Genomic DNA, 26,502 nt, shown 5'->3' with positions numbered 1-26,502 from the left:
TCCTTGTCTTTTCTGCTTACTCTATATTAAGGTTATTTAATGTGACTTGATATTACTTAACTTTCTATACTTATTAATTCGTTTTTTGAGTGGTTTTGGTGCATCAACCTTTGTACCATCGCTAAATGTAGCAAAGGTAGAAATGCCTAAATCTATACCTACTGAATTATCAGTTTTAGGTAAGGTTTCTGGTTGTATTTCTACTACAAAACTCAAGAAATATCTATGTAGGGGCGAATGGCCATTCGCCCCTACATCTTTGATTACTGTTACTGATGATGGAGGAGCAGGTAACTTTCTTGACCATACTATTTTCAGCTTTCCTATCTTGGCTAAATAAACTTTGTGTTGACCAATTTTCAACCCTCATGCATGTAAATCTAGCAGTTTGCTTTGACTTTTTACTTTTAAATCGCGGAGCGTTGCGAGGAACGAAGCAATCTGGAGGTAAAATATGTCTACCTTTTCTCTTGCCTTTTGTCGAACTGAAAAAGTTTTGATAAGCCTGGTTTAAATCATTCAATGATTGCTGCAATGGTATAGCAGAAACTTCTGATAACCATTCTCTGTCTTCAGTATTTTTCGATTGAGTGATAAACTGTTTTTGTAGTTGAGAATTCGTGGGTTTCTTTTCTCCCGATCTATATTTTTCTTGACAAAAAGCTAGGCTATCATTCCAAACCACACGGACACAACCAAATAGCTTTGCGCTCTCGGTATTTTTGTCCTGGTGTTGGATAGATACGATACTTAAATCTAGCTTTCATAATTCTTATCTGAACTAACAGTATGATAACATATCTATTAAAAAAAGCAACTAAAAAGTCGCCCGCTTATGGGCGAGGCTTTAAACCCAATTTTTTGGTAATTTGACGAATTTACTGTAGCTTGACCAAAACTTCATCAAACTACTGAGTATCTTTACCAAATCTTTATATAAAATTACGGAAATATCTGCTAGTATTAGTTTCAATTAATAAAGCTATTTCTATAGGACATTCAGGTCAAACGTATCTAAATTCTGGAAGCTTTTGTCGTTAAGGCTGATAGAAGCAATAAGTATAAATACTCAAACAGCTAAAATTCTTGCCTTGTCAGGACTTCAAAATAAGATGGGTTTACCCTGATCGGACATTCACCCTGTTGATTTTTTCAGCCACTGAATAAAAGTGAACTTTCCTGAATAAAACTGAATTTTCCTGAGTTGATTTAACATCTATAAAAATAGCTACTTTTCAGTCATAGTCTGAATTATCACTAGATTTATATCTGATTAACTCGAAATTATTCACCATTAAGTTCACTTTTATTCAGGAGTTTTTTTGGTGAATAAAAGTGAACTTTTATGTATTGTTTGTGCCGAAAATTTAAGCGATAATAGTATTAACAACCCAAAGAGAACAACCTCTTCCCAATCAAACAACAAAAGTGATGTGGGCCAAGGCCTTGCCAGTGAAGATGTAGATGCCTTCGGTATTGATGCTGCGGGTGACCTCTTCTTCTCCAGCATCGGTAACTTCTGAGTTCCTAGTGTTTCTGGACGTGATGAGGATATCTTCGGCTATGCCCCATCGTCTACTGGAATCGTAACCAGAGGTGATTTTGCCTCTGAATTATTTTTTGACGGCAGTCAAGACGGTGGCTTTGGTACCGATATCAAGGGGATTAACCTGACCGAAGAAATAAGGTCTCAAGCCTCCTCTTTCAAGGGGATAAGAAAGAAAATTTCCCATTTCAAGCCTCCGGCTTAAGCTGGAGGTACTGCTGATAACTGATAACTGATAACTGATAACTGAAATGACCTTTAGTCAGATTTAATCAGGCATTATAGCAACCGCGAAGGTGGTTAGGACATTTTTTAAACCTTATCAAAATAGACACCCACTATGGCCATTTCTAATCAGCAAAACGACACTAATACACCCTTCAATGACATCCCGTTGTTGTTATCTGATGCGATCGCCCAAGCCCAAACCCTGTTCGCTCAGTTTGCCCAATCCGATGGCTTTGAGTCGGGGTTAAGATTGGCGTTTGGCGATGGCATTCTGGACTCCGCCCTGGCGCCTCCACCCTTACCCATGAGTTAGTGGCTGACAGTCCGGCCCTAGATGCAGGGGATAATAGTGCTGACCTAAGCCTAGTAGAAGCCGACCTGGGTATCGACCTCAATGACGATGGCGACACCGACGATACTCTGACCACCGTTGCGGAGCTTGCATTTGATCAGCGCGGGGATGGGTTCGAGCGCATTCTTGACACCACTGTAGATATTGGGGCGGTCGAAACTGTGCTAGACCTGGAGGTCACCACTCTAGATGATGAGGATGATGGCGTTTTTGATGCCACCGATTTATCGTTACGAGAAGCCCTTCAGTTGGTCACCTCCGGTAGCACCATTACCTTTGCCGATGGTTTAGCGGGAACAATTGCCTTAGATTCTGCCTTAGGTGCGCTGGATATTGATCGAGCGGTCAGCATTAATGGCGATATCGATGGCGATGGCATTGGCGATATCATTATTGATGGCCAGGGGGGGACTCAAGTCCTCAATGTGTATGACGGCAGCAGTAGCGAGCTAGCCGTCTCCTTATCCAATATCACCATTACTGGGAGTGGTAGCGCCGGATTTGGCGGTGGGATTTTTAATAGTGAAGCGTTAGAGATTTCCAACGCCATCATTTCTGACAATAGTGCTGCTCGCGGTAGCGGTATTCTCAACGTCGGCACATTGACCATCACCGATTCCGTTATCTCTGGCAATAGTGCATCCAATGACGGGGGCGGCATTAACAACTATGATGGCTCCACAACGATTATCGACTCCACGATATCCGGTAATACCACATCCGCCGATGGGGGAGCAATCTACGCTCGTACCGGTACGGTAACCATCGTCAACTCCACCCTCTCTAGCAATAGCGCATCCGACGGCGGTGGGATTTACACTCAGCTTGTAAGCACGGACTTAACCGTCACCAACTCTACGATTTCCAGCAACACCGCAACCCGTGGCGGCGGGGTTTATATCAGTGATGCCGTCGCCAGCTTTACCAATACCACCTTTACAGGCAACAGCGCATCGAGCAACGGGGGCGGCATCTTTAACGATGGTCGCGAGTTGACCCTCACCAATAGCTTGATTAGCGGCAATGATGCGGACTCGGATGGAGATGGTTCTGGCTCAGGGGATGAAGTTTTCAATAGCTTTGGCCTCGTTTCAGACAATAACCTCTTCGGTCACAGCGGCTTGACCTACAGCGAGGCGCTTGATGGGGTCTCCCTTGGAAACTCTGATATCCTTGCGACGAGCACCACCGATGATGGCTCCACGAATTCTGATGCCACCGCATTGACCGATATCCTGGATACCACCCTCGCAGATAATGGCGGCTCCACCCTCACCCATGCCCTGGTAGACGGCAGTCCTGCCATCAATGTCGGGACCAATCCTGAGGACTTAGAGACCGACCAGCCCGGTGAAGATCGCGTCGCGGATGGTCAAGCAGATATTGGGGCGTTTGAACTCCAGCTGACGACTCTATCAAACATTGTCGTCACCACATTAGAGGATGAAGATGATGGGATCTTGTCCAACGATATCAGTCTGCGCGAGGCGTTAGGGGCGATCGCCTCCGGTGGCACCATTACCTTTGACTCTAGTCTGACCGATGGCACCATCAGCTTGGAGAACGGTGAACTGGCGATCGATCGAGCCGTCACCATTGATGCAGAGGAGAATAGCATTACCATTGATGCCCAAAGCAATAGCCGGGTGTTCAATGTCAATGATGGGGACAACTCAACGGCAGTGGATGTCTCTTTATCGGGTCTCACCATTACGGGCGGGAGTTCGTCTGAAGATGGAGGTGGCATTTACAACCGGGAATCGTTGGCGATCGCCTCCAGCACCATCAGTGGCAACTCTGCAACAGACGAAGGTGGCGCGATCACCAGCGTGGGTGCCACCCTCAGCCTGACCGACAGTACCGTTAGTGGCAACTCCGCAGACGACACTGGCGGCGGGATTTATACCCTGGGTGGCACCCTCAACCTGACCAACACCAACGTGAGTGGCAACTCCGCAGCAGACGATGGCGGCGGCATCCACACCTTGTCGAACACTACGTCCACCCTAACGAACACCACCGTCAGTGGTAACTCCGCAGCAGACGATGGCGGCGGCATCTACAACGGCGTTTTATCGACCCTCAGCTTGACCAGCAGTACCATCAGTGGCAACTCTGCCACCAGTGGTGGCGGCATTTATAACGATACGGCTACCACCAACCTGACCAACACGATCCTAGCAGGCAATACCGCCACATCCAACGGCAGTGAGATTGCCAATACAGCGAACGTTAATGCAGATGCAAATAATCTATTGGGTGACAGTAGCCAAACCACGGCTGAAGCCTTTGATGGATTTACCCCTGACTTAACTGGCAGCGATCTGGTTGCTACCTCTGATGGCAACTTAGGCACAGGTGGCATTGCCCTGGATGCCATTCTGGACTCCACAGGTCTTCAGGATAATGGCGGTCCCACCCAGACGATCGCCCTAGCGGATGACAGTCCCGCCATCAATGCGGGGACCAATCCCGATGACTTAGAGACCGATCAACGGGGTGAGACTCGTGTCGTTGATGATCAAACGGATATTGGTGCCTTTGAAGTCCAGCTTACGGAGTCAACCAATATCGTGGTCACGACCTTAGATGATGAAGATGATGGACTTTTGACCAACGGCATCAGTCTGCGGGAGGCGTTAGACGCGATCGATTCAGGGGGCACGATTACCTTTGACTCTAGTCTTGCCGCTGGCACCATCTCCCTGGAGAATGGCGAGCTGGCGATCGCCGAATCCGTCTCCATTGACGGCGATATCGACGGTGATGGGGTCGGGGATATCACCATTGATGCCCAAGGCAACAGCCGCGTGCTTAATGTGGATGATGGCGATGACACAAATGAGATCGCGGTTTCCTTGTCGAATCTAACCATCACTGGCGGGACGGTTATTGGAGATAGAGGTGGGATTTACAATCAGGAATCTCTAGCGATCGCCTCCAGCACCATCAGTGGCAACTCCGCCCACAGCGGTGCAGGCATTTTCAACGATAGTGGCACCCTCACCCTGGGCGACAGCACCGTCAGTGGCAACTCTGCCACAGACGACGGTGGCGGCATTTTCGGTACGGGCACCCTCACCCTGGTCGACAGCACCGTCAGCGGCAACTCCGCCACAGGAAACGGCGGTGGCATTGGCACCTTGTTTGGCACCACCAACCTGACCAACAGCACCATCAGTGGCAACTCCTCAGCTGGTGATGGCGGCGGGGTTTACACCTTCTTTGGCACCACCAGTCTGACCAATACCATTGTTGCCGGCAACACGGCGACTGCGGGCAATGAAATCGCCAACTTCGGGACAACTAACGCAGACGCCAATAATCTCTTGGGCGACAGCAGCCAGGACAATGATGCGGCCTTTATTGGCTTTACCCCTGACTTGACCGGCAGCGATTTAGTCGCCACCTCCGATGGCAACCTCGGGGATGGCGTCGCCCTCAGCGACATCCTCGATGCCACCCTCTCCGATAATGGTGGCCCCACTGAAACGATCGCCCTCGCGGACGGCAGTCCTGCCATTGATGCCGGGGATAATAGCGCCGACCTAAGCCTAGTGGAAGCCGACCTTGGCGTTGACCTCAACAATGACGGCGACACCGACGATACCCTGACCACCGTTGCAGAACTCGCCTTTGACCAGCGAGGGGATGGGTTTGATCGCATTTTCAATACCACGATAGATATCGGTGCGGTTGAATCCTCCTCAATAGTGGTAGAGGCAACTGATCCAGAGGCCAATAGCAACGACGCAGCCGTCGATACTGATATTGCCATTACCTTTAGTGATGACATCAATGAAGATACGGCGACATCCAGCACCATCGTGGTTAACACCTCCCAAACTGCCCCCAGCAACGATACGGTAGTCACTACATCAGGAGAGAGCGTTACGCTCAATCCCAATGCTGATTTCCAACCCGGAGAAGAGATCGAGGTGACGGTAACTTCAGGCGTGGAAAGTTCAGCGGGCGACTCGGCCACATCCCAAGTATTGCAATTCCGCACCGAAGTCACCGCCGGGGCAGGTAGTTTCACCTCTACCACCAATGGGTTAGGTAGTAATCGAAGCTTGGGCGTAGAGTTAGGGGACATCGATGGGGACGGGGATATTGATGCCGTCTTTGCAAATATTGGAAATGACCAGATATATCTCAATGATGGCAGTGGCAATTTCAGCTCGACCACCACTGCCTTAGGGAATACCCCGAGCGAAGACCTAGCGTTAGGGGATGTAGATGGCGATGGCGATCTCGACGCTGTTATTGCTAAATTGAATCAAGCCAACCGCGTCTATCTCAATGATGGCAGTGGCAATTTCAGCTCGACCACCAATGCCTTAGGCAGCTACCGTAGCGCTGACGTCTCCTTAGGGGATGTGGATGGGGATGGCGATTTAGATGCAGTCTTCGCCAATGTCAATCAAGCCAACCGCGTATACCTGAATGATGGCAGTGGCAATTTCAGCTCGACCACCGATGCTTTAGGCAGCTACCGTAGCGCTGACATCTCCTTAGGCGATGTAGATGGAGATGGCGATCTCGATGCGGTCTTTGCCAATTATGATTAAGCCAACCGCGTGTACCTGAATGATGGCAGTGGCAATTTCAGCTCGACCACCAATGTCTTAGGCAGTAATAATAGCTTTAGCGTCTCCTTAGGCGATGTGGATGGGGACGGGGATATCGATGCGGTCTTTGCCAATTATGATCAAGCCAACCGCGTGTACCTGAATGATGGCAGTGGCAATTTCAGTTCGACCACCAATGCCTTGGGCAGTTACGCGAGCGAAGAAGTCTCCTTAGGAGATGTGGATGGGGACGGGGATATCGATACGGTCTTTGCCAATAATAATCAAGCCAACCGGGTGTACCTGAATGACGGCAGTGGCAACTTCAGCTCCACCACCAATGCCTTAGGTAGCAATCGAAGCTTTGGCGTCTCTTTGGGAGATGTGGATGGGGATGGCGCGTTAGACGCTGTTTTTGCCAATACTTCCAATAGTGGACGAGCCAACACCGTTTATCTGAATGGCTCGGACACCAGCGGTTCAGTATCGGGAAGCTATATTTTCGATTCGACGGTGTTCTTCGATGGCAACTTTAACCAATTGTTAGATGCGGGAGAACCTTTCACCTCCACCGATGCCTACGGTCGCTTCGTCCTGCCCCTAGCCGCTGGGTTTGACCTCAATAATAACGGGCAAATCGATCTCACCGAAGGGCAACTCGTCTCCATTGGGGGAACCGATAGCTCTAGCGGTCTACCAGCGGGTACCTTGATTGCGCTGGCAGGGGCCAGTATCATCTCACCCCTGACAACCCTGGAAGCAGCGGTCTTTAACCAAGGGCTTTCTCAAGACGACGCCGACGCCCTGATTCAAAATCAATTGGGACTCGACCTGGCCATCGACCTAGCCATCGATTTAGACCAATTCGACCCGCTGGCAGCGGTCGGTGAAGGCTCCGAGGCCGGTTTACAGGTCTACATCGCCCATATCAACACCCAAGCCTTGTTTAACCAGGCCCGTTCCTTCTTGGATGGCTTGGAAGCGGCTGACCCAGATGTCCCCGTCAACGAAAACAACTTGGAGCAGGTGCTCTTTACCCTAGCTGAACTCTTGGTGGAGAATGAGCAGGCGGGCACCACCTTCGACATCAGCGATGACGCACAACTGACAGTCTTCTTCGAACGTCTTGCTACCAATAATGGCGTGGCGGCGAGTGAAGCCCAGTTAGACGGGATGGCGCAAATCGTTACTGAGAGTATTGAGTACCTAGACGAAGTCACTCTAGATGCCCTGAGTGCAGACGATGCCACCCCAGCATCAACGTTGCCCGTTATTAATGCAGTCAAACGACTGGTCCAAGGGGATGTATCGGCAGTGGCGCAACAGTTGGGGGCAGAAACCCTGACGCCAACAGAAGCTGCTGCCGAACTTAACCAACTGATAACTCAAGAGCTGGTACTGGTGGGCGATGGCATCAATACCATTGGAAATCGCACCGTCAGCCTCACCAGCCCAATTGATACCCTCAACGAAGACGCAGGCACCATATCTGTGGACATCGAATTGAGCGACCCCGCCCCCAACCAGGGCCTCAATCTATTCTTCACCGTCGAGGGAACCGCCACCGGAGGAGACGACTTTACCATTGATACCTCTACCAGGGGTCAATTTATTGTGGCACCGAATGAAACGACGGCCACTCTTGATATCTCCATCGTGGATGATGCCCTCACCGAGGACACAGAGACCCTCACCATCACATTGGAAACTGCTACGGAAGGCTTCGCCATCGACGCCGACAGCCAGAGCATTACCTTGGAAATTCAGGATAACGATCCACTGGTTGGGGATGATCAACCCACTAAGGGAGATGACATCTTAGTTGGGACCGATCGGCGCGATCGCATCAAGGCCGGGAAGGGAGCAGACACCATCTTCGGCCTAGGCGGTAACGATGACCTCCTCGGTGGTCAAGGCGATGACACCCTCTTGGGTGGTGCGGGTAAGGATCTCTTAGTTGGCAACAATGGTGATGATTTGCTTGATGGTGGTGAAGGTAAGGATCGCCTGTTTGGCAACAAGGGCGATGATAGCCTCTTTGGCGGTGCGGGCAAGGATCTCTTAGTTGGCAACAAGGGCGATGATTTGCTCGATGGTGGTGCAGGTAAGGACACATACTTGGGTGGCAAAGGGGCCGACACCTTTGTATTGCGTCTGGATGAGGGCGTTGATGTAATTAGTGATTTTGATATCAAGGATGGCGATATCATTCAGTTGAGCGGAGGCTTGAGCGTGGATGATTTGACCATCACTCCGTTCCGCAACAAAGGGGCAACCCTAAGCGTGGATGGAGAGGATATTGCCATTCTCCGCAATGGTGGATTTGAGAATATCACCCCTGACATCTTCACTGAAGTTCTGTAAGCGAGCATCCCTATTTCTCGTTCCCAGTCTCCGGCTGGGCATGAGAAACAAACCTGTTTCCTCTCTAACCGGGGAAACAGGTCCATAATTTTTTTTCTTTGATGATCCCAATGACATATCATCAGAATGCATCGAATCAAAAAGGTTTTAGTGACTTATGACTCAGACTCCCTTGGAAATAAGCAGTTCACGCAATTTTTTAGAATGGCTGAATTTGCAGCAAATTAGCCTAGCGTTCACCACGTATCAAACCAATCGATTGTTTCTCATGGGCATCAAACCCGATGGTAAATTGTCCACGTTTGAACGATTATTTACCAGGGCGATGGGTCTAGCCGCCACAACAGATAGACTATATGTAGCAACTCGCTATCAGATTTGGCAATTCGACAACAACTTGCGCCAGGGAGAAATTTATAAGCACTATGATAAGGTCTATGTCCCCCGCGTAGGGAACACCACAGGAGATTTAGATATTCACGATCTCGCTGTGGATAGAGACGGGAATTTAGTATTTGTCAATACGCTCTACAATTGCTTGGCGACCCTGAGCGATACCCATAGCTTTAAATCAATTTGGCAGCCTAAGTTTATTTCCAAACTAGCCGCAGAAGACAGATGCCATCTCAATGGATTGGCCATGCGAGATGGAAAAGTCGGTTACGTTAGCGTGGTGAGCCAATCGGATATGACCGATGGCTGGCGAGATAATCGACGCGATGGCGGGTGTCTGATTGACGTTAGTTCGGATGAAGTCGTCTGCAATGGGTTATCCATGCCCCATTCTCCGCGTTACTATCAGGGCAAACTGTGGGTATTGAATTCAGGCAGAGGGGAATTTGGGTATGTTGATCCGGCTTCGGGAAAATTTGAAGCCATTACCTTTTGTCCAGGCTATCCCAGGGGCTTAACCTTTTACGACAATTACGCCGTACTTGGGATTTCTAAGCCAAGAGATAAAACCTTTACGGGGTTGGATTTAGATGGGTTACTCACTGAGAAAAAAATTAATCCTCGTTGTGGGTTATTGGTGATTAATCTGCAAACTGGAGATATTGTGCATTGGGTGTGGTTTGACGGCATCATCACCGAGCTATATGACATTCAGGTTTTACCGAACGTGCGTTGTGGGATGTCTTTGGGCTTCAAAACCGATGAAATTGCCCAAATGATTACGTTTGAGACAACGGAGCGTCAAACTATTATAGAAGATAATACTCGTGATGCAGCACAGCAACATTTGGCGATCACCAAACAACTGAAGCAAGCAGGAAACATCGAGGGCGCTATTACCAACTTAAGACAGGCGATTACACTCAAACCCGATTTTGCGGCTGCTTACAACAACCTGGGCACTATTTTACAAACCCAGGAACAATTTACTGAAGCCAAGCAGTGTTATGAAAAAGGGTTAGAACTTAATCCTAATATTGCCCAAGCCCATTCTAACCTAGCAACTATTTGGCAATTAGAAGGAAATATAGAACAGGCAAAGAGAGGATTAACACAAGCCTTACAGCTAAATCCTCATTACACGCCTGCCCTGACAAATTTAGCGGGCATTTATCAACAAGAAGGTAATTTTGAAGAGGCCAAAAAGCTTTTAAATCAAGCGATTAAACAAGACCCCCAAAATTTAGCAGCCCAATTGAAAATCGTTACCATCCTCTCAGAAGAAGGATATTTGAATAGAGCCTTAGCCATTTTAAATTCTTTACTGAAGCAGCACCCAGAAAATGCCGAGATTTATCTCAAAATTGCTCAAATCCATGAGTTCCGAGGGGAACAAGATTTGGCGGCCACAGCGTATGAAAAAGTTATGGCCTTAGAACCAGACAATGAGATATATGGCGCTTTTGATAGTTCTAATCGCTTGAAGCTAACAGACTGGTCAGATTATGACCAAAATTTAGTTAAGCTTGACAAGCTAGTTAAAGAAGCTCTAGAGAAAGGAAAAACAAGTCCCATCCCTCCTTATATTTTAAACTCTTACCCCATAGACAATGCTTTGCATTTGGCAGTGGCCAAAGCTCAAGCGGCCAGTTTTCAAATCTCCATAAAAGATGTTAAAAAAGAATGTAATTTTGTTCATCAGAAGCGGACTAATCCAAAAATAAATCTGGGGTTTATTTCGGCTGATTTTAGAACTCACGTAGTAGGCAATTTAGTACAGGATTTATTTTCCTATTTTGATCGTGATAAATTTACCATCTACGGCTATTACTCTCTAAATATTGAAGACGAAAATACAGAGAGAATTAGAGGTGGCTGTGATTGCTGGCAGAATTTTTATCAGGTGTCGGCCCAGGACGCTGCCACTAAAATTTATCAAGATGAGATTGATATTTTAATCGATTTGGGTGGCTATACCGTTTATTCTCGGCCCGATATCCTAGCATTGCAGCCAGCGCCCATTCAAATACAGTTCTTAGGCTACCCTAATACGATGGGCGCAGATTTTGTCCAATATATCATTGCGGATAAATGGCTCATTCCTGAGAATTTGTCAGAGTACTATACAGAAGAAATACTTTATCTTTCCCAGTCGTACTTTTCTGCACCGTTAAAGACGTCAGACACGAAATTTTCAAAAGCTGACTTTGGCTTTTCGGAAGATACGTTTGTATTCTGTTGCTTTAATCGGCACGATAAGATTGAACCTGAAGCATTTGCAGCTTGGATGACAATTTTAGAGCAAGTGCCCAACGGTATTTTATGGTTAGGGGATGGTGTTGAAAACGTTAAGCAAAACCTATGGCAGGCTGCAGAAACCTATAATATTGATCAGTCAAGACTTGTCTTTGCTGAGAAAATAGATTGGTCAGAGTACTTAGCTCGGTATCAAGTCACAGATTTATTTTTAGATACTTTTATTTATAACGCAGGTTCGACAGGGATTGCGGCGTTGTGGAGCGGGGTGCCCGTTTTAACTCGTGCAGGCAAGAGTAACGCGGGACGCATTGGGGCGAGTTTATGTGCTGCCGTGGGTTTGGAAGAACTTATCTGTCAGACCACAGAGGACTATATCCAGCAAGCCATTGATTTAGCTCATAACCCACAAAAGTTAGCAAGCTTACGCCAGCAGCTAAACACAGATAAAGAACAAAAGCCGTTGTTCAATTTACCTCGTTTTGTTAAAGAATTAGAAACTGTTCTGCAACAATTGATTGATTAGTACGTTACTATATTCCTGATTAGCGGATAAAAGTTCTGGGACCCTTGATAAGTAGGTAGGCGTTATTAAATTTAAGATGGCGTAGGTTGCGGTTGAGGAACGAAACCAAATTCCTGCATGGGTTACGCTTCGCTAACCCATCCTACTGGACCGACACAGCTAATTTAATGCAAAATTTTAGGGTGTGTTAGACGGCTTAAATTCATACTATGAAAGTGATTTAGCAATCCGTCGTAACGCACCATTTTAGTTGTGTCAGTCCACTACTAGCGTGACACAGCTAAAATAGGGCATTAGAAAGATGGGTTATGGCTACCGCCTAACACATCCTACGCCTTACACAGCAAGGGATTGCGCAGGGTGCCGTTAGCGACAGCGTAACGCACCGTTTTAGTCGTGTCACGGTACTACTGGCGTGACACAACTAAAATGGTGCATTAGAATAGCTCGCCAAAAGTTACTAATGTCAAGACAAGCGATATAGCTGCCGCACTTGCTCCGCCAACGCTAAAAATAGGTAGCTCAAAACAAGCGATATAGCTGCCGCACTTGCTCCGCCAACGCTAAAAATAGATAATCAAAAACAGGCGCTCTGTACAGAGGCAGCTAAAATGGTGCAATAGAATAGTCAGCAATGGAGAACAATAATCATGGGAAGAGGTCGGCGAGATCAAGTAATTCTGACGGTAGAACAAAAAGATAATCTAGAAAAAATCACGAGAAATGGCCATGCACCAGCCAAAAAAATTCTACACGCTCGAATTCTCCTGATGTGTGACGAAGCAGAACACACCACAAGAATTTGGAGTGATGAAGAAATAGCTGAAGCTTTAAATGTACATAGAAACACACTCAGACGGGTTCGCCAAAGATTTCTGACAACAGGGGAAAAACCAGCTCTCAATCGAAACCCTCGCTGCTTACCACCCACACCGCCAAAAGTAGACGGAGCAACTGAGGCACAAATCATTGCCTTGTGTTGTTCTGATCCTCCTCAAGGGAGAGCCTCCTGGACGATTAGATTATTAACATCGGAACTCAAAAAACGTACAATTGTCACCGAAATTTCCCGTGAAACTGTTCGTCGAACTTTAAAAAAAACCAGTTACGACCTTGGAAAACCCAGAGGTTCTGTATCCCAGAACGGGATTTAGCCAGATTTGTGGCCCAAATGGAAGTTATTTTAGACCTTTATTGTCAGGTACATTCAGATGATGAACCCTTAATTACAATGGATGAAGTATCTATACAACTACAAGGAAATCTCTACCCACCCATAGGAATGAAACCCGATCAAGACAAAAAACAAGACTATCATTATACTCGTGAAGGAGTACAAGCTTTGTTCATGTTTTTTGACCCTAACAGAGGATGGCGAAGAGTTACTAATCGGGATAGTCGTACTCGTCTAGATTGGGCAGATGAAGTTCGTCAACTTTTAGATGTAGATTATCCCCAGGCTCGAAAAATCAAGTTAGTTTGCGATAATCTTAACACTCATAACATTGCTTCCCTCTATGAAGCCTTTCCAGCTTACGAAGCTCATCGTCTAGCTAGGCGCCTGGAAATTTATCATACTCCTCGTAACGGCAGTTGGTTGAATGTCGCCGAGATTGAACTGAGTATTTTAAGTAAACAGTGTTTAGACAGACGCATTCCTACTACTGAGCAGTTGCACCAAGAGTTATCAGCATGGAATCAAGAGCGTAATCAAACTGCTAGTAAGGTGATTTGGCATTTCTCGACTGAGGATGCTAGAGTCAAACTCCAACATCTTTATCCTGTGTTTGAAACTGTCGCACATTGATAAATAGGCTGTTTTGAGCTACCTATTTTTAGCGTTGGCGGAGCAAGTGCGGCAGCTATATCGCCTGTTTTGAGCTACCTATTTTTAGCGTTGGCGGAGCAAGTGCGGCAGCTATATCGCCTGTTTTGAGCTACCTATTTTTAGCGTTGGCGGAGCAAGTGCGGCAGCTATATCGCCTGTTTTGAGCTACCTATTTTTAGCGTTGGCGGAGCAAGTGCGGCAGCTATATCGCCTGTTTTGAGCTACCTATTTTTAGCGTTGGCGGAGCAAGTGCGGCAGCTATATCGCTTGTTTTGACATTAGTAACTTTTGGCGAGCTATTCTAATGCACCATTTAAGCTGTGTCAGTCCACTACGAAAGATTCAGCCCATCCAGTTATTGTATTCATCGCCCTGGCAGTTTCTAACTGCCAGAAGCAAAGTTTTTGCTATAGATATCCAGCTTGTTCAAGCATATCCTGGTTGACTTCGACAAATCGTCTTAAATTTTCCCCTGTAAGTTTTGCTCTCCAGCTAGTCCTCTTTTTCACCCATCTGCCATCGACGCCAACTAATGTATTTCTGTTGGGGATACTGGTTGTCTTAATTTCTATTTTTAAAAATTCACTGATGGTATTTATCGCTGTTGGTAAGTCATCTCTCAACTGCTCATATTTCAAAAGCAAGGTGTTGGGACGTTCCCATGGATTCCATGATTTAACATGGTCTGCCCATGTGCCATGGAAGTAACGTCCTTCAATAAAGACTTGAATCGGGTATTTGCGATGGTAAAACTCCCATAAACTGACACAAGCAGCTCTACCGTCTCTGATAACGTAGATGGCAGGGGTATTATCATCTGCATGACGATGTGTTTTCACCAATGAGAGATCTGTCTCTTGCAATAGATCTTGCCAATTTGAATCAGGCTCGATATGACCGACATAGTCTTCGAGTTCTTTATTGCCACCAAGGTCATCTGGATAAATGCTTGTTGAACGAAGTCCAAATGCGTGTCTTAAAATGGTTCTTAAATAAGTATTTCCACTACGCGGATAAGATGCAATCCAGACAAAATCCTTTAGAGACATTTTCTATTTTTCTTCAGTTTCAACGTTTTAATTATAGCCGACACTAGTTCAGTCCATTTAACACCTAGAGCCTATGAGAAGGGATTGTGCGATTTTAGTGAAGATAAAAAGAAATGGCTTTTTCCTATACTCTATCCGATACTATTTTGCTAACAATTGTTAACAATGCACAGCAAGATTAACTTACTGAGGGGGTATCTCCCAATGTGGTCGAAAATTTCTCTACCACGCTTTTGATCAAGATTCCACGCGCTCCGTTTAAGTCGCGATCAAGGCGAAAACCATCATTACCAGTCACAACTTTTTTGCCACCTAAATTGTTGAGGATTTCACCAGTCCAGCTAACGGTTTTGCTAGTGTAGGCTTCACTTACATCTACAACGAATTTGTTGTATTCAACAGCTTTATGCTTTAAGAAAAGTTCAAACCTATAGTGTGCCCAGTTCAACATTTGTCTAACTGATTTACTTCTGAGTTTCCTGCTAGATTTGATTGTCATCTGAGAAACTTCAAAAGTTGGAAGCAGAATTACATCAAAGTTTTGAACTAAGAATAAAGCTGTTTTGTGGTGCAACTCATCTATCAGGTTTCTAATTTTTGACCTCAGTCGATTAGCTGCTTTTTTCATACGCTGCTTGGTTTTAGATTTAGCTTTAGTTAATCTGGAAATCAAATCATCTAAATGATGACACAATCTTTGAACCCTTCCCATGTCATTAGAACCTATCCAACCAAAACTATTTTCTGAAAATAAAGTCAGAAAGTTTCTTACACCAGGGTCTAAAGCTACAACTCGATGCTTATTCTCACTTTTGTGCTTAGGTGCATCAACTGGCAAACAGAGATAATATTGACCTCGAACTGCGACTAATCTACAATCTCCAAAACCCTCTGGTAATGGTTCTGAAAACTTAATTTGACCTAGCTTAGTATAGTAAACACCTTTAGCTGATACTGCTGACTTAGGTACATAGCAAGACTGCACTGGATTTTTACGAGACTTAAATTTGACTTGCTGAAATTGTCCCGTCTTAGAATATTTGGCTTTTGCTTCTCTGACTGCTATACAAGCATCACGAACAGCGATAGATTTAATTTGATAAGGGACAGGTTTGGCCCATTCAGGGAGATTCCTTAAAATGTCTCCTTTAATTGCTCTCCAGTTAGCTTTGGTCTCAGGTTGCTGAAGATACTCAACAGTGCGGTTGTAGGTGAATCTAGCAACACCTATCCATTGTCTGAGTAGTTTTCTTTGTTCACAGTTTAGGTAGATCCGAATCTTCTTTGATTTTTTGCTTGTACTTTCTAAGTCCGTGGATTCTACAGGAGAAAACATGGATAATAGAGAGAATATCGGCGACCATTTCTGATTCTGGGCAGTGTACAGTGTCGTCGAGAACCAGGATTTCTCCACCGTTTTGTTCGACCAAATATTGTTAAACTAAGCAAACCCATTTCGGGTGATTTCCTTTATAGGGTCTGCTCGTCTTCAGAACCGGACGTGAGACTTTCACCTCATCACGGCTCCTCTCCTAAACGTCCCTTGTCATGGGCACATCCTTAAAAATTCCACCTTGGACTTGATGAGTCCTAATGGTTAACTGCTTTCAAATCCTTGGCAGTCTTAACGTCGTGGCAATGTCGGTGTAACACTTGTTTGTTTTTATAAGTGTTGTTACCGCCCTCAGTCCTTGGAACGATGTGGTCAACTTCGATTAAATCCATTGGACTGAAGTTTAACCCACAAGATGCGCATTTACCTTTTTGCCGTTTTAGTAACGTTGTGACTTCTTTCCTTACGCCTGGATATTTGCCGATTTTGCTGCTCCAATAAGTCCATTCGCCGTCATAGGGTGATTTATTACCTTTTACTTTGATGTGCCTTATAATAGGAACATCTGAGTGTAGGTTTAGTATATATTCGCCATCATTGAGCACCCAATTTCTGGTTACATTAATGTTTGGGAAATACTTTTTCTTCACCCATTTGGCTGACTTGTTTGGATGCCTCCTACTTGCCCATCTCCATAGTCTTTTCCATAAAAGGTTATCCATTTCTTGAAATACCTCTTTGCTGACCACGGTTGAGAAGTAGTTAGCCCATCCCTTTATTACCGGATTTACTTTAGCTATTAAAACTTTAGTGGAAGCGGTTTTGTGCGAGGCACATATATCCGCCAATTTCCGATAATGAGTTTTGATACTCTTGGGAGATGGTTTAATCAGTGTCTTAAATCCAAGTTTTGTTGACTTGACCTTATATTGCCTGATGTTAAATCCTAAGAAGTCAAATCCGGGTTTGTTTCCTTCATATTCCTCCAAGGTGTTGGCAATTTTGGTTTTTTCTGGTTTTAGCTCTAATCCTACCTGGTTTAACCATTCCTGTATTACGGTTTTTGCTTGTATTACTACTTTGATATCTTCATGTAGGACAACAAAGTCATCAGCATAGCGTATTAAAGATAGTGCCTTTTTGTTATCTCGCTTATTTCCTGGTAAAGTTTCAGCAAATTTATTTAGACACTCTTCCATACCGTGTAAGGCGATGTTTGCTAATAAGGGTGATATGACCCCTCCCTGTGGTGTACCTTCCACAGTGTCTAGGAATTTTTTATTGTCAAATACCCCCGACTTTAACCATTGTTTGATTAGTCGTCTATAGGGTGATTGATCTATTTTTCTCAGTAGCACATCATGGTTAATTCGGTCAAAGCATTTTGATATATCAGCATCCAACACATATTTAGGTTTGAGATGGATGCTATTATAGATGGCCTCAATGGCATCATGCGTTGACCGTCCTGGTCTAAAACCATAGCTATTAGGTTCAAATCTGGCCTCCCACTCTGGTTCCATACCTAACTTCACCAAGGCTTGTAACGCGCGGTCGTACATCGTTGGGATGCCTAATGGGCGTTTTTCTTCTTTCCCTGGTTTTGGTATCCAGACTCTGCGGGTTGGACTTGCTTTGAGGTAGCGTGTATTTAGAAGAATCACCAAGTTAAATCTCTGCATTGGAGGTAGATTTTTTATACCATCTACACCCGCAGTCTTTTTGCCTTGATTATCCTGGGTCACGCGCCTAACAGCTAGCAACCTGGCGTAATAACTTTTGGTCAGAAGTCTTTGGTATTTGCGCATCTTGCGGATTTCGCCACGGCTGGATGCTCTGTAAATTAATTTTTGCAACTTAAATACATTCTTCTCAACCCGTCTCCAGTTAATATCTCTCCATTTGAGATTTGGATTAATACAAGCTGGGTCTGGTATATCGTCTGTATCCCATGCCACGCTTAAAAATGGTTTTGGGTTCCCCAAACGTCTTTTTAGTGTTTTAGCTTTATTCACTGCTAATTATTACCTTACATTACGTCTAACAGTGGGTACGTCAGCTTGATAGCTTCTTACCCAATCCTACTCTCCCTAAGACCTACATTCGATGTGCAGATTGACCTTGAATGGCTTCCTAAGATTTCGACCTGTATTCTTAGGTGTCTTAGAGAGGTTTCCTCGTTCCCTTATTCCTTTATTACGGCTGATTTAGTAGGGTAAAATCTCCCGGAGGATGCGGTACGGTTGTTGATACAAGCTCATACATACTTATATCCATTGACCCTCTGACTTTTTTTTGTCCTACATCCCATAGCTACCTTTGGGATGGTTTTCGATAACGAGAGTTTAATTACTTCCTGTTCGTCTACTTGTCAACCTTTGCTAGGAGCCTCACTTATTTGGCAGTTAAAGCTTTGACCCCATTTAGACCAGCTTCACCAGCTTGATGTTCAGTCTTACCGGTGTGGCCTATGCTGTCAACCCAACAACAAGGCGAGTGGGATTTCACCACTAAGGAAATAAGAGTTTTCACAGGTCGAAGCTATTTACTTCATGTCGTGACCTGGAAGGCTAGCTATACCTGCCTTTAGGCAGTCTTGGTTAGCCAACGAGTCGCACGTATAAGCTCGAATCCAAATCTCGTGAGTCTGTCCCTACAGGCAACAATAATTGTGAGCTTATCTCCTTGCAAGATTCTGTCCAGTATGGCTCTAAGACCTTTTCTTTTAAAGTTGAGTCCGCTAGCGATGTCTTTGATGACTTCAGCTTCGGGATAGTGGTTTTGCATGAACTCGACTTGTCGAGTGAGGTAGTCTCTTTGTTTTGCTGATGAGACTCGGCAGTAGCAAATAGTGGAAGCTCTAGCTGCTCCCATGATGTAGGATTTTGCATCGTACAATCTTTGCCCTGCTTCATTTTTAATGATTTTGATTTTGCCTTCATCTCCATATTTGCGTGTCGGTATTAGGATGTAAGCCAAGTATTTCTACAGCCTTCCTAAGTGGAACATAACTCATCTAGTTTTTGTTAGCTTATGTGACTATATGTTAGCAAATTAAAAACAGTTTGTCAACCTTCAGTGTTGGTATCTGATATAGGCAGCGCGTTGCCACGCACCCTACCGCAACTGATGACTCAGGTAAGGATATCTTAGTTGGCAACAAGGGCGATGATTTGCTCGATGGTGGGGCAGGTAAGGACACATACTTGGGTGGCAAAGGAGCCGACACCTTTGTATTGCGTCTGGATGAGGGTGTTGATTTAATTCGTGATTTTGATATCAAGGAGGGCGATCGCATCCAGTTGAGCGGTGGCTTGACGGTGGATGATTTGACCATCACTCCCTTCCGTAGCAAAGGGGCAACCCTAAGTGTGGATGGAGAGGATATTGCCATTATCCGCAATGGTGGATTTGAGAATATCACCCCTGAAATCTTCACTGAAGTTCTGTAAGCAAGGAGGGGGAGTCCAATCCTCCTCCTATCCCCTTTGGACAGGAGAATGCCAAATGTTCTGAATCACAAATATGAACTTTCTGAGCTAAAGATATGAACTTTAGGATTTCACCCACTGAGGATTTCCGCGATTCTAGGGATATCTACCCAACACCTAAAGAAAATTTATTTTTCTCAAGAAAACCACGCACGACTGTTGCAGATTGCCACCTGAATATATAGCAATTAGGACATCCCAGAGACATGAATTCCCAGATAGTGGCCATAGAATATGCTGTCCCTTTACCAAAAATTTATCAAACTACTGAGTATCTTTACTAAATATAAAATTACGGAAATACCTGCTAATATATGAAGTATAGATAAATAAAAAAATTAAGTCTTCACAGAATTTATTTAATTATTTATTGTATTGGTTTGTGTGTTGTAATTTAGCTTAGGCTTCCTCTCAAAGAGAGGGGCTATTTTTTTTTGCTATAACTATTATGATTAGGACTTACGCAGAGACCATGTATGTAGTGTTAAAAACTATAATGTTACAGTTTTTGCACTCTATATATAGTATCTCACCAAATCTTTATATAAAATTACGGAAATATCTGCTAGTATTAGTTTCAATTAATAAAGCTATTTCTATAGGACATTCAGGTCAAACGTATCTAAATTCTGGAAGCTTTTGTCGTTAAGGCTGATAGAAGCAATAAGTATAAATACTCAAACAGCTAAAATTCTTGCCTTGTCAGGACTTCAAAATAAGATGGGTTTACCCTGATCGGACATTCACCCTGTTGATTTTTTCAGCCACTGAATAAAAGTGAACTTTCCTGAATAAAACTGAATTTTCCTGAGTTGATTTAACATCTATAAAAATAGCTACTTTTCAGTCATAGTCTGAATTATCACTAGATTTATATCTGATTAACTCGAAATTATTCACCATTAAGTTCACTTTTATTCAGGAGTTTTTTTGGTGAATAAAAGTGAACTTTTATGTATTGTTTGTGCCGAAAATTTAAGCGATAATAGTATTAACAACCCAAAGAGAACAACCTCTTCCCAATCAAACAACAAAAGTGATGTGGGCCAAGGCCTTGCCAGTGAAGATGTAGATGCCTTCGGTATTGATGCTGCGGGTGACCTCTTCTTCTCCAGCATCGGTAACTTCTGAGTTCCTAGTGTTTCTGGACGTGATGAGGATGTCTTCGGCTACGCCCCATCGTCTACCGGAATCGTAACGACTGGGACTTTTGCCTCTGAGCTATTCTTTGACGGCAGTCAAGACGGTGGCTTTGGTACCGATATCAAGGGTATTGACTTAACCTTTAGTCAGATTTAATTCATTGTCGAAGGGACATGGCTGAAACTGTTATGTCCCTGACTTACGCACTGGGTTTCTTCAACGTATATGGATACTGCTGTCAATTATGCAACACCGTAATTCAATCCCTGCCCTGGAAATTGCTTCATCCAACCAGTTTACTGCCTGGTTAGGGGAGAAGTGTTTAAGCCTAGCATTTACTACTTATCAAACAAATCGCCTATTTTGCGTGGGTAGCACTGAGGATGGACCACTCAAAGTCCATGAACGGCTGTTCGATAAACCTATGGGGCTTTTTGCTAAAGGCGATCGCCTCTACATGAGTACCCGCTACCAACTTTGGCAATTTGATAATCTGTTGCCTCCGGGAGAGTTGCGTAACGGGTGCGATCGCCTTTACTTTCCCAAGCAATCCCATACTACAGGGGATCTGAATGTTCATGAATAGGTTCTAGACAATGCAGATAACTTGTTATTTGTCAATACAGATTTTAGTTGTTTAGCCCGTCTCAGCCCAGACTATAGTTTTGAACCCATCTGGAAGCCACCGTTTATTTCCAAGTTGGTAGCAGAAGATCGCTGCCACCTCAATGGGTTGGCAATGCGTGATGGGCAACCAAGCTACATGACGGCTTGTAGTGCCACCGATACGGCTGCGGGTTGGCGAGATCGTCGAGTGGATGGGGGTGTGGCCATTGATATCAAAACCAATGAAATTCTGGCCAGGGGACTCTCCATGCCCCATTCTCCCCGTTGGCATCGGGACAAACTCTGGCTCCTCAATTCTGGTACAGGAGAATTAGGTTATGTGGATCGAGATAGCCAAACTTTTGTTCCTATGACATTCTGCCCCGGCTTTGTCAGAGGTTTAGCCTTTTATGACAATGTTGCTTTTGTCGGCTTGTCGAAGCTGAGATCCCGCTCCTTTAGCGGACTGGTACTGGAAGAAAAGTTAAATGCAATGGGGCAAACTCCCCAGTGTGGGTTGATGGTCATCGATCTTGATACGGGTAAAGTGCTGCACTGGCTGTATTTGGAAGGGGTCGTAGAAGAATTATTTGACGTGGTTGTGCTACCCGGGGTGCGACAGCCCCAGGCATTGGGTTTTCAGGCTGATGAAATTGAGCGTTTGGTAACGTTCCCTGGTGCAAAGGGAATTGTCACTACGAAACCGACTGTTAAACGTCCCAGTTTAGGGGACATGGCTCCAATCGCTGGCGTACCCCGTGAGGTGTGGGAAAAACAAGTTTTAGGACAAGATAGCAAAACAAATGGGAATATATCGGCTTTACCTGCTTCTCTAACTAGAAAAAGCTTAGACTCTCTCAAATTTCAGCAGGTTTATCACCTGACCGCTGAGAATCTGAAGGATTACAACGAATTTACCTTTCCTCCATTACAAAAACGTTGGCAAATTCAGCCCCAAAGGGGCGAACTATTCGGGACTTCGGCTTCCGTAGAAGGGGAAATGGTCGCTTTTGCGATCGCAGAAGTACGTCCAGAGCGCAACTCAGAATTAATCTCTCTCTTTGTGGCTCCAGCTTATCGTCAACAAGGGATTGGTAAAAGACTGGTGGCATATTTGGAGCGGGGTGTACATCGAGAGGGTTGTACGCAAATTAGTGTCAAATTTGAGCCAAATCCTCTGACTGAAATAGCCTTTCAACCCTTATTAAAAACATTGGGTTGGCAAGAGCCGATCGCCATTGGAAATCAACAACAATGCCAGAAAATTTTCAGCGTTGTGACTTCAACGCCTCAAGTTTCTGTGGTGATGACCGTTTATAACATGGAGGCGTACTTAGCTGAAGCGTTAGATTCTTTATTGGCTCAAACGTTTACCAATTGGGAACTTATTCTCTGGGATGATGGCTCTACGGATAGCTCCGTTGCCATTGCTCAAAAATATACCCAAAGAGATCCCCGCATCCGCTTTCAGAAAGGGGAAAGATTAGGACGCAGTAAAGCCCTAAAACAAGCTCATAGTCTGACAAAAGGGGACTATGTGGGCTGGCTGGATGCTGACGATCGCCTTGCTCCTAATGCCCTGGCAGAAACTGTAACTTTTCTAGAAGATAATCCAGAGTATGGCATGGTTTATACCAACCATATTGATATGGATGCTCAGGGCAACCCCCAGGGATTGGGATACCGTTGCCAAATTCCCTATCGCCCCCATCGATTGTTGATTGATATGCTCACCTTTCATTTTCGTCTCCTACGGCAATCGGTGTTTGAGGTCGCAGGAGGAATAAATCTAGAAATGGAATGTGCCCCAGATTACGATCTTTGTTTAAGGGTGGAAGAGGTGAGTCAAATTTATCATTTAGAAAGACCACTCTACTTTTACCGACTCAATCCCCACAGTATTAGTCATCAACAAAATGCCTTACAACGCCAAGCTTCTGAATGGGCGGTGAATCAGGCATTAGAGCGACGAGGACTAGCCCAAACTTATCGCTTAATTGGCGATGAGAAAACGGGGAAATTTCGGTTGCAACAGCGAGATACGGCTTCCATTGGGGAAACTGCGAAAGCTCAATTTGAGACGGGTAAAAATATGGCTCGTCAGGGGAATTTAGAGGGGGCAGTGGCTAGTTTTACAGAAGCTATTCGTTTGCAACCTGACTACCTAGCAGCCCATAACCAGTTGGGTAAGGCGTATCAACAACTGGGACAAACCCAAGAGGCAATTTCTACCTATAAAAATCTCCTTTCAATTAATCCTAATTTGGCTCAAGCTCATTGTAATTTAGGCGCAATTTGGCAAATTCAAGGTCACACAGAGGATGCCCTCGCTGCTTATCAAAAAGCCATTGACTTAAAGCCAGATTTTGCCTTAGCTTATCTCAATTTAGGACGACTCAAAAGCCAGCAAGAAGTATGGCAATCAGCGGAAAAATCATTGCAAGAGGCTATCCGCTTACAGCCTAACGCAGCAGAAGCTCACTATGAATTGGGGAATGTTCTTAGACACAGAGGAAAATTCAAAGAGGCGATCGCTTCCTATGAAATAGCCCTTAAATACCAGCCCCAATTACTACCAGGGTGGAACAATTTGGGCGGTTTGTGGATGCAACGGGGAGATATGCAAAAAGCCCAAGCTTGTTTTGAAAAAGTACTCAAGCTTAATGCTGATTTTATCCCAGTTTACCGAAATTTAGGGGACGTACTGGAAACTCAAGGGAAGTTTACCGAAGCCCTTGCCTGTTACAACCATATTCTGGAGCAAACCCCAGATAATACTGAGGTTTTCTACCGGAAAGAGCATTTGCGACTGATTCTTTGTGACTGGGATGAGTATGACAAACGCATGGAAACCCTACACCAAAGACTCCAGGCACATCTAAAAGAGGAAACCGCTCCTCCTTTACTCCCCCTTCCTGTCAACTGTTTCCGAATTCCCATTGCTAATCATATTGCCGTTGCCAAACATTGGGGCAAATATGTGTCTCGCTCTGTGGAGAAAATCAACCCCCATTTTCCGCCTCCTGCACCTCCTTCTCCTAAACTGCGGTTAGGTTATATTTCCGCAGATTTCCGTCAACACGCCATGGGGACGTTGATTCATCAACTATTTCCATACCATGATTCTTCTAAGTTTGAGGTTTATGGCTATTCCCTGCACCATCACCAGGATAAATTTACAGCAACGATTAAGGAGGGAATCCATCAGTTTCGGGATCTCTCTGATTTAACCCCAGAGGCAGCAGCAAGACAAATTCATGGCGATGGTATTCATATTTTGATTGATTTAAGCGGCTACACCACCTTCAGTCGCCCGGAAATTTTAGCTCTGCAACCGGCTCCCATTCAAATTCAATATCTGGGGTATCCCAACACCATGGGAGCAGATTTTATGCAATATATTCTGGCGGATCAATGGTTAATTCCTCCAGAGTTAGAAGATTATTACAGCGAAAAAGTAATAAGATTGCCCCATGCCTTGGTGGGTTCTCCCCTGGAGATGAGCAATAAACCCTTCACCAGAGAGGACTTTGGTTTACCCACCAATGGGTTTGTCTTCTACTGTTTTAACCGTACCCATAAGTTTGATCCCCAAGTCTTTGGTACTTGGATGAGGATATTAGCTCAAGTTCCGGATTCGGTCCTCTGGCTCATTGAAACAACCCCAGACATCAGTCAAAATCTCCGAAACCTAGCTCAAACGCAAGGAATTTCACCGTCAAGGTTGGTTTTTACTCCTCGCCTACCGTTGGACGAATATCTCAAGGCATATACCTTGGCGGATTTATTCCTCGATACCTGGGTTTACAATGCCGGAGCCACAGCTATTCATGCTCTGGGGGCGGGACTTCCCTTCATGACCTGCCCCGGATCAACCTTCGCTGCTCGCATGGGAGCAAGTATTTGCGCGGCGGCGGATTTAGATTTGTTCATTTGTAGCGATGTTACAGATTATGAGCAAAAGGCGGTGCATTTTGCCACCCATGCCGACGAGTTGGCAACGATTCGTCAGCGGTTGTGTGAGCAACGCCACACCTTGCCCCTATTTCAACCCCAGCAATGGATCGCTGATCTGGAAGCGACGTGTTGGCAGTTGTGGGGCAAGGTTCACCCAGGGTAGAGGGTTTTTCTAGCCAATGTTTACTTTTGTTGTTGATTAACGAATGACCATGACCACTTTTAACTTTAACGAACAAACCGGAACTGATAATCCCTTGGATGGCATTGATGTGGGGTACGGTAGCGCCCCTACCTTTGCGGATGTCGATGGGGATGGGGACTTAGACCTGATTGTTGGGGAATACGATGGCAATCTCAATTATTTTGAAAATACAGGTACTGTCACCAACCCCCTCTACCTACAACAAACCAGTACTGATAACCCCTTTAATGGCATTGATGTGGGGCGTTATAATAGCACTCCAACCTTTGCGGATGTCGATGGGGATGAGGACTTAGATCTGATTGTTGGGGAAAGCGACGGCAATCTCAATTATTTTGAGAATACAGGTACTGTCACCAACCCCATATACCTACAACAAACCAGCACTGATAACCCCTTTAATGGCATTAATATGGGGTTCTGTAGCACTCCAACCTTTGCGGATCTCGATGGGGATGGGGACTTAGATCTGATTGTTGGGGAATACGATGGCAATCTCAATTATTTTGAGAATACAGGTACTGTCACCAACCCCATATACTTAGAACAAACCGGCACTGATAACCCCTTTGATGGCATTGATGTGGGGGGTCACAGCTCTCCAACCTTTGCGGATCTCGATGGGGATGGGGACTTAGATCTGATTGTTGGGGA

At 45.1% G+C, this 26,502-nt stretch carries 16 protein-coding genes and 2 pseudogenes; 11 read left to right on the top strand and 7 right to left on the bottom strand.

Features of this window, described 5'->3' with window-relative positions; genetic code table 11:
• Positions 1–36: 36 nt before the first annotated feature.
• The 3 genes from ACP6PM_RS05125 to ACP6PM_RS05115 are packed head-to-tail and all read right to left on the bottom strand — an operon-like array spanning position 37 to position 767.
• Positions 37–216 carry a transposase gene (locus ACP6PM_RS05125; RefSeq protein WP_426582432.1) on the bottom strand — a complete coding sequence of 60 codons (180 nt, stop codon included), beginning with the start codon at positions 214–216 and terminating at the stop codon, positions 37–39.
• Between the two features lie 7 nt (positions 217–223).
• The gene (locus tag ACP6PM_RS05120; protein ID WP_426582431.1) at positions 224–685 is read right to left on the bottom strand and encodes a hypothetical protein; all 462 of its coding nucleotides are present in this window, start codon (positions 683–685) and stop codon (positions 224–226) included.
• Positions 672–767, bottom strand: coding sequence for a helix-turn-helix domain-containing protein (locus ACP6PM_RS05115; protein ID WP_293056166.1), 96 nt, complete (start codon positions 765–767; stop codon positions 672–674). Before ACP6PM_RS05115 ends, ACP6PM_RS05120 begins: the two co-directional genes overlap by 14 nt.
• Positions 768–1,325: 558 nt before the next feature.
• Between ACP6PM_RS05115 and ACP6PM_RS05110 the strand changes: the two genes are divergently transcribed.
• From ACP6PM_RS05110 to ACP6PM_RS05085, 6 genes are all read left to right on the top strand, one after another.
• Positions 1,326–1,523 carry a hypothetical protein gene (locus tag ACP6PM_RS05110; RefSeq protein ID WP_426582416.1) on the top strand — a complete coding sequence of 66 codons (198 nt, stop codon included), beginning with the start codon at positions 1,326–1,328 and terminating at the stop codon, positions 1,521–1,523.
• Between the two features lie 417 nt (positions 1,524–1,940).
• On the top strand, positions 1,941–2,087 hold the full coding sequence (locus ACP6PM_RS05105; protein WP_426582430.1) for a hypothetical protein: 147 nt from the start codon (positions 1,941–1,943) through the stop codon (positions 2,085–2,087).
• Positions 2,087–6,697, top strand: a complete 4,611-nt coding sequence (locus ACP6PM_RS05100) for a beta strand repeat-containing protein (RefSeq protein ID WP_426582428.1) — start codon at positions 2,087–2,089, stop codon at positions 6,695–6,697. The genes ACP6PM_RS05105 and ACP6PM_RS05100 overlap by 1 nt, the downstream gene beginning before the upstream one ends.
• Positions 6,698–6,706: 9 nt before the next feature.
• The gene (locus ACP6PM_RS05095; protein ID WP_426582427.1) at positions 6,707–9,061 is read left to right on the top strand and encodes an FG-GAP-like repeat-containing protein; all 2,355 of its coding nucleotides are present in this window, start codon (positions 6,707–6,709) and stop codon (positions 9,059–9,061) included.
• Between the two features lie 157 nt (positions 9,062–9,218).
• Positions 9,219–12,236: a TIGR03032 family protein gene (locus tag ACP6PM_RS05090; protein ID WP_426582425.1), complete on the top strand. Its 3,018-nt coding sequence runs from the start codon at positions 9,219–9,221 to the stop codon at positions 12,234–12,236.
• Positions 12,237–12,886: 650 nt separating this feature from the next.
• A protein-coding gene (locus ACP6PM_RS05085; RefSeq protein ID WP_426582424.1) for an IS630 family transposase occupies positions 12,887–14,043 on the top strand; the annotation gives its coding sequence in 2 pieces (ribosomal slippage) (positions 12,887–13,328 and positions 13,328–14,043; 1,158 coding nt in all).
• A gap of 428 nt (positions 14,044–14,471) precedes the next feature.
• Here the strand turns inward: ACP6PM_RS05085 and ACP6PM_RS05080 are convergent.
• From ACP6PM_RS05080 to ACP6PM_RS05065, 4 genes are all read right to left on the bottom strand, one after another.
• Positions 14,472–15,113, bottom strand: coding sequence for a sulfotransferase domain-containing protein (locus ACP6PM_RS05080; protein WP_426582422.1), 642 nt, complete (start codon positions 15,111–15,113; stop codon positions 14,472–14,474).
• 178 nt (positions 15,114–15,291) lie between these two features.
• Complete coding sequence (locus ACP6PM_RS05075) at positions 15,292–16,527, bottom strand: RNA-guided endonuclease InsQ/TnpB family protein (RefSeq protein ID WP_426582420.1); 1,236 nt, start codon at positions 16,525–16,527, stop codon at positions 15,292–15,294.
• Positions 16,528–16,703: 176 nt separating this feature from the next.
• Positions 16,704–18,461, bottom strand: coding sequence for a group II intron reverse transcriptase/maturase (ltrA, locus tag ACP6PM_RS05070; RefSeq protein WP_426582418.1), 1,758 nt, complete (start codon positions 18,459–18,461; stop codon positions 16,704–16,706).
• Between the two features lie 571 nt (positions 18,462–19,032).
• Entirely contained in the window at positions 19,033–19,320 is a 288-nt protein-coding gene (locus tag ACP6PM_RS05065; RefSeq protein ID WP_426582442.1) for a recombinase family protein, read from the bottom strand.
• Positions 19,321–19,589: 269 nt separating this feature from the next.
• Between ACP6PM_RS05065 and ACP6PM_RS05060 the strand changes: the two are divergent.
• From ACP6PM_RS05060 to ACP6PM_RS05040, 5 genes and pseudogenes are all read left to right on the top strand, one after another.
• Positions 19,590–19,898 (top strand): annotated as a pseudogene (locus tag ACP6PM_RS05060) (calcium-binding protein); the annotation flags it as partial.
• Between the two features lie 972 nt (positions 19,899–20,870).
• Positions 20,871–21,068 (top strand): hypothetical protein, encoded by a 198-nt coding sequence (locus ACP6PM_RS05055; RefSeq protein ID WP_426582416.1) that lies wholly within the window; start codon positions 20,871–20,873, stop codon positions 21,066–21,068.
• Between the two features lie 256 nt (positions 21,069–21,324).
• A pseudogene (locus tag ACP6PM_RS05050) lies at positions 21,325–22,344 on the top strand (TIGR03032 family protein); the annotation flags it as partial.
• Between the two features lie 75 nt (positions 22,345–22,419).
• The gene (locus tag ACP6PM_RS05045; RefSeq protein ID WP_426582440.1) at positions 22,420–25,806 is read left to right on the top strand and encodes a GNAT family N-acetyltransferase; all 3,387 of its coding nucleotides are present in this window, start codon (positions 22,420–22,422) and stop codon (positions 25,804–25,806) included.
• Between the two features lie 49 nt (positions 25,807–25,855).
• Positions 25,856–26,502, top strand: a 647-nt coding sequence (locus tag ACP6PM_RS05040; protein ID WP_426582414.1) for an FG-GAP-like repeat-containing protein, incomplete at its 3' end; no start/stop codon positions are given.

Source organism: Dapis brunnea BLCC-M229 (genome assembly GCF_050015995.1).
GTDB lineage: Bacteria > Cyanobacteriota > Cyanobacteriia > Cyanobacteriales > Microcoleaceae > Trichodesmium.
Note: the sequence above shows the minus strand (reverse complement) of the source record. Positions and strands in the feature narration are given on the sequence as shown.

Excerpts from the sequence above, each read along its gene's own strand:
- ACP6PM_RS05090 (WP_426582425.1), top strand. The coding sequence starts at position 9,219 with ATGACTCAGACTCCCTTGGAAATAAGCAGTTCACGCAATTTTTTAGAA.
- ACP6PM_RS05065 (WP_426582442.1), bottom strand. The coding sequence starts at position 19,320 with ATGGGAGCAGCTAGAGCTTCCACTATTTGCTACTGCCGAGTCTCATCA.
- ACP6PM_RS05045 (WP_426582440.1), top strand. The coding sequence starts at position 22,420 with ATGGCTCCAATCGCTGGCGTACCCCGTGAGGTGTGGGAAAAACAAGTT.
- ACP6PM_RS05115 (WP_293056166.1), bottom strand. The coding sequence starts at position 767 with ATGAAAGCTAGATTTAAGTATCGTATCTATCCAACACCAGGACAAAAA.
- ACP6PM_RS05080 (WP_426582422.1), bottom strand. The coding sequence starts at position 15,113 with ATGTCTCTAAAGGATTTTGTCTGGATTGCATCTTATCCGCGTAGTGGA.